The organism is Phormidium sp. CCY1219 (assembly GCF_035615515.1).
Classification (GTDB): Bacteria; Cyanobacteriota; Cyanobacteriia; order Cyanobacteriales; family Laspinemataceae; genus CCY1219.
This window is the reverse complement of the sequence record NZ_JAJENT010000808.1, coordinates 1-5,342: the sequence shown is the minus strand read 5'-3', so window position 1 is coordinate 5,342 and position 5,342 is coordinate 1. Positions and strand designations below refer to the sequence as shown.

The following is a 5,342-nucleotide window of genomic DNA, read 5'->3' as shown; positions in this document are numbered from 1 at the left end:
CAGGACATAAAAGCAATTTACGCATTGCTTTTATGTCCTGCCTGCCCCTACGGTTTCATTATACCCGATGCCCATATTTTTGTCAACCCAGGCAACAATTTAACCGCGCAACATTTTGTGCAAAAAAAGGTTGCCATTTTTTTTCAGAGGGGATATAATGAGGGTAAAGCTCGTTGGCTGGGGCAGGAAACTTACGCAATTTACGCATTGCTTTTATGTCCTGCCTGCCCCTACGGTTTCATTATACCCGATGCCCATATCTTTGTCAACCCAGGCAACAATTTAACCGCGCAACATTTTGTGCAAAAAAAGGTTGCCATTTTTTTTTGAGAGGGGATATAATGAGGGTAAAGCTCGTTGGCCGGGGCAGGACATAAAAGCAATTTACGCATTGCAATATCTGGGGGAGCAAACGATTAATATCGCCGCTGATGCCAAGCAAGTTTTGGCAAGTGGTTGTAGGGTGGCCCGAGACCACCCTACAGAATGGCTCAACGGTATCCATTCCAGGGACTAACTTGCAGGATTCCGTTTGGAGTAAACACCACGCGAAAAGGGGCGAGGGGTTCTTGGAGGACGCCGCCGGACTGATTGCGTTCCACCCCGGCGGTGGGCTGATGGAGGTTTTCCAGGGGAGTTTGATTCAGATAATTTTGGGCCGAGGAATTTTGCGGTTCGTAATCCACGATCGCCCCATCGCGGGCCAACCAAACCCGATATAACAGTTCCCCATCGAACTGCGGATCCTCAGTCCAGAGGCGATCGATACTGGAGTAGAGACTGTCTTGCAACTGTTCGAGCAAGGCGCGATTCTCGATTTCCGGGAGGGAATTCACCGCCACAGGGCGCGCCCGGTTGGTTTCTGGGGTCACCCCAGAGGTTTCCTCAGCGGGGGTATTCTCCCAAGGCTCCACATTCAGTTGTGCATCGGAAGTAAACTCGACGCGGAACGAGGCAATTTCCTGGTCTGTGACCGAACCGCCTTGCATGGGAATGTAAACCAGGTAGAACAAGGGGGTTTCCCCATCGTAGTTCTGAGCGGCTTCATTTTCGGCGCGGTAGCCCAAAATTGCCCCATCGCGCCCCACAGTGACGTGATAAACTAAATTCTCGTCAAAGGTGAGGTCGGGGGTCCAAGCGCGATCGATTTCGTTGGAGAGTTGTTCTTGCAAAGCGCTCAACTGGTCCGCATCGGTAATTTCGCGGGTGTTTTGTAACGAGGTTTCTAATTCAGCAGCAGAAGGCGGGGTGCCGTTGGGGGCGGGATTGGCAGTCCCTTCGCCACTTGCCGTGGGATTGACCAACGCCCCGGATTCGTCCCGCGCTTCTTCCGGCACCGGTTCTATGGGGCGTTGAACTTCTGGCATGGGCATGAGGAACAATGCCAGGGCCGCCACCGCGAGACTGGAGACGCCCACTGCGGCGGGCAGGGCGCGTTCGGCGAGTGGTTGTTGGTTTTTCGCTTCAGTTTTGGTAACAGGTTGTAACTGTAGCCCCATTTGAGGCAAGGTTTGCGGATCGGCGAAGAATCGATCCACCGCTTCGACTAAATCGAACAACTGCACCGTGGATAAATCGATTTGGATTGGGGTGCTGTTGTGGGAGTTGGGGGGGTGGACGATCAAGCGGTGCGAATTTTGAGCGATCTTTTGCAATTGCACCGGGGCGGTGGAACCGTTCGGGGATTCGGGCAATGCGGGGGTCAAGGAGTGACGATGGACCCCACTGAGAAATTCTTGGGCGTAGTTACTGACTGCACTGACTAAACTTTGAAAAAATTCTACGCCGCCAGAGAGGGGGCGATCGCGGGTACCGAGATAGAACTCGGCATTGACTAAAACCGACATCACGGATCCGGCGTCGTGGCGATCGCCATCCGCTTGCGGGTCACTCAATCCTTCTAAAAGCAGCTTGCAATTTGGTAGCTGATATTCTCGTTGAATGCTCACTCAACTTCTCCATCAAACAAACTAAACCACAACCGTTGCATTCCGGCTGTTCCGGTACAAAATAACAATTCGCCCAGCAATTCGATTGCCAGGGCGTTTAATTTTTCATTGGTGCTATAAGCCACCACCCCAGCGCGACGAGGGTTCATCCGACTGCGAAAGTGAGCGCGAAAGCGTTCGAGATAATTGGAGAGTCGCAGGTGATGTTCGAGGGGAATCTGCTTTTGTTGCAATTGCTCGTAGTCGGCGAGCAATTGGCGGATAGTGGTTTTTAACCGACGAGTGGCTAAAATGCTAGCGATCGCCACGAGGGCTTTCCCTTCTTGCAATTTTAGCGCACGCCGCTGACTGAACCGCCGCAGGGGATTGGTACTGCGAAGAATCCACAGAAATACGCGATTTTGAATCACCCCTTGTAACTGCTCTTCTTTGGCAACCGCCAGAATCGCTTGCGATCCGTGAAGATCCAATGCTTCGATCGCCAATAATAATAAATCGATTTGCATCCGGGCGCGGCGGGGACAACCCTCCCCGGAAAAGCCGGGGGGGTCGGGCAAGTTCTCTAAAATCGGAGTGGTGGTTTGGTCGGCTACAGTGTTGGTTTGCATTACGCTTACGGGAGCATTCATACTTAAGTCCGGTGTGGATCTACAGGGAGGGCAAGGAGGCTGTGGTCAAATCGGAATCACTGCAATAGGTTGGCTTGTAGTTTAGGATTGACACTTCCGGTCATTTTCCCTTGCAGTTGCCGTTTCCCATTGAGAAAACGACAATCCAACTCTACGGACAAACAAATCAATAATTGTAGCAATAGGGGGCAAAACCCCAAAAAATATAAACATTTGGCGTATATAATTTGCCGATCGGATTTTAGAGCGTCCGGAGCCTCCTTTTAAAATTCTAGACCCTCTGGCCTTCGGGATGGTGCCAAGGGGAGAATTGAGAAGATTGAGGCGGTAGCCTTGCACCGAGGGTACCCAGGATGAGCGGGGCAGGAGTCAAGGGGACTTTTGCGCCATGCGCCCGCCGCAACGCCTGCCTGACGGTGGCATCGGGGGAGAGGGAAAAAAGGGCAAAAAGCTTGATACAGTAAGGTAGGGTCATCGGGAAGGGGCGATCGCTCACCGACAGTGGGTAGATTTCCTCTAGATTTACCCCATGCCATCTCAACCCGACAAGTTCAAGTATGGATCTTAAATCTCTGATTCGTGACATCCACGATTTTCCCAAACCGGGAATCCTGTTTCGGGATATCACTACCCTCCTGCGGGATCCAGAGGGAGTCCGTTACACGATTGACACGATGAGCGAAAAGTGCAAGCCTTTCAAACCGGACTACATCGTGGGGATGGAGTCGCGGGGGTTTTTGTTTGGGGTGCCTTTAGCCTATCAACTCAATGCCGGCTTTATCCCGGTTCGCAAACCGGGCAAACTGCCCGCCCCCTGTCACTCCATCGAGTACCAGTTGGAGTACGGGACCGATCGCCTAGATATGCACAAAGATGCGATCGAACCGGGAACCCGAGTTTTGATCGTAGACGATTTAATCGCCACTGGGGGTACTGCTTGCGCTACGGCAAAGTTACTGGAACAAGCGGGGGCTGAATTGGTGGCATTTTGCTTTGTCGTTGAACTCAAAGCGCTCAACGGGCGGCAACAACTGCCCGACGTGCCGATCGTGTCTTTGGTAGAGTATTAATAACCGGGCGCTTTGGCTGTTTTCTAATGGCGAATCGCGCGCTCAATCCACCCGGATTGATGCGTGCCTTGCAATGGGCGATTCGCCCGCCGCGCTTTTCCGTAACCCCACCTCGGCAAGGTTTATGACTTCGACAAAAGCATCCTCGGTTCGGCAACGCCTCGAACAACTCTTGCAACGATCGCTCTTTATTTTCCAAAGCGAGACGTTTTTTTACGTCGTCAAGCGGTTATTGCAGGCGGTATTAACGTTATTTTTAGCATCGGCGCTCAGTTTTGCCATTATTCAACTGGCACCGGGGGATTACCTCGATACCTTACGCCAAAATCCGCAAATCTCGCCGGAAACCCTAGAAATGTACACGGAACGATTCGGTCTGAATCAACCGCCGATCGCGCAATATTGGCGATGGTTGACTCGGATTATCACCCAAGCTGATTTTGGCATGAGTTTCAAATATCAGCGACCGGTGACGGAACTGTTGTGGGAGCGGATTTTCAATACTCTGCTGCTGTCGATTTCTTCGTTGGTGCTGACTTGGGCGATCGCCATCCCCCTGGGAATCCTCGCCGCTGTCAAGCAAAATCACTGGCTCGATCGCATCCTGCGAACCCTCAGCTACACCGGGCAGGGGTTTCCTAGCTTTATCACTGCCTTGTTATTGCTGCTGTTTGCTCTGAATACCACTCCCCTGTTTCCCGTGGGGGGCATGACCAGCATTTACCACGCTCAACTCTCTCCCTTGGGCAAAATTATCGATATTGGGTGGCACATGATTTTGCCCACCCTCGCCCTATCGATTACCAGTTTTGCCGGGTTGCAGCGCATCACGCGCGGCGAGTTACTCGACGTGCTGCGTCAAGACTACATCCAAACCGCCCGGGCAAAAGGATTGCCGGAAAATCGGGTGATTTACGTTCACGCCCTCCGCAATGCGGTGAATCCCTTAATTACCATTCTCGGATTTGAATTTGCCAGCTTGTTAAGTGGCGCGTTTATTGCGGAATTTTTCTTTAATTGGCCGGGACTCGGACGCCTGATTTTGGATGCAGTGCGAAGTCAAGATATCTATCTGGTGATGGCGAGTTTGATGATGGGGGCAGTTATGCTGATTTTGGGCAATCTGCTGGCCGATTTGTGGCTGAAAGCTATCGACCCGCGCATCAAGTTGGAAAATCTCAAATAAGGTTGATTTTGTTTTTTGCAGGGATGAAAATCCTTGTATTTCTGACCAGAAACCCAAGCAAACGATAGAAGAAAAGCGGATGTTTTCTCAAGTTTATTACCTAATTCGAAAGCGAGAGGATGGCAGCTATCTGGCGGCGCATCCGGAGCGCGGGGAACGGGAGGAAATCGCTGATGCGGGCTATCTGCTCCTATTTCGCGAGCAGTTTGACGCTTTGGGATATCTGAATAAGTATGGGGCTGACGTGAGCGATCGCTTTGCGGTGGAATCCATTCCGGGCATTCAGCTCAAAGGAATTCTCAACCGCTGGGGCTTTACGGGGATTGCTCTGGTGGAAGACCCGCTCTTACCAAAGGTGGAGTTTTTGCGACAAAGTTAATCTTTTCTTAAGGTAAAACGCTGTCCGAAAGTGGGAAAATAGTAAAATAATCCGGTCAGGGACTCCGTAGAAACCAACCCCATGTCTAAAGCCAGGGGCTTGTACTTCTAACCACCTGACCAGCCTAAA

At 51.6% G+C, this 5,342-nt stretch carries 6 protein-coding genes; 4 read left to right on the top strand and 2 right to left on the bottom strand.

Annotated features, from left to right (window positions below):
- A partial coding sequence (locus LKK83_RS25160) for a hypothetical protein (protein ID WP_324634188.1) occupies positions 1-330 on the top strand: 330 nt, incomplete at its 5' end.
- 161 nt (positions 331-491) lie between these two features.
- On the opposite strand, the gene LKK83_RS25155 is transcribed toward LKK83_RS25160, so the two are convergent.
- Together LKK83_RS25155 and LKK83_RS25150 are read right to left on the bottom strand one after the other, a co-directional pair.
- Positions 492-1,949, bottom strand: a complete 1,458-nt coding sequence (locus LKK83_RS25155; RefSeq protein WP_324634187.1) for a DUF4335 domain-containing protein — start codon at positions 1,947-1,949, stop codon at positions 492-494.
- Positions 1,946-2,578 carry a DUF3038 domain-containing protein gene (locus tag LKK83_RS25150; RefSeq protein ID WP_324634186.1) on the bottom strand — a complete coding sequence of 211 codons (633 nt, stop codon included), beginning with the start codon at positions 2,576-2,578 and terminating at the stop codon, positions 1,946-1,948. Before LKK83_RS25150 ends, LKK83_RS25155 begins: the two co-directional genes overlap by 4 nt.
- Positions 2,579-3,135: 557 nt before the next feature.
- On the opposite strand from LKK83_RS25150, the gene LKK83_RS25145 reads away from it, so the two are divergent.
- From LKK83_RS25145 to LKK83_RS25135, 3 genes are all read left to right on the top strand, one after another.
- Positions 3,136-3,648, top strand: coding sequence for an adenine phosphoribosyltransferase (locus tag LKK83_RS25145; protein ID WP_324634185.1), 513 nt, complete (start codon positions 3,136-3,138; stop codon positions 3,646-3,648).
- 124 nt (positions 3,649-3,772) lie between these two features.
- A complete protein-coding gene (locus LKK83_RS25140) occupies positions 3,773-4,834 on the top strand; it encodes an ABC transporter permease (protein WP_324634184.1) in 1,062 nt (353 codons plus the stop codon).
- 79 nt (positions 4,835-4,913) lie between these two features.
- Positions 4,914-5,213, top strand: a complete 300-nt coding sequence (locus LKK83_RS25135) for a hypothetical protein (protein ID WP_324634183.1) — start codon at positions 4,914-4,916, stop codon at positions 5,211-5,213.
- The last annotated feature ends 129 nt before the right edge of the window (positions 5,214-5,342 follow it).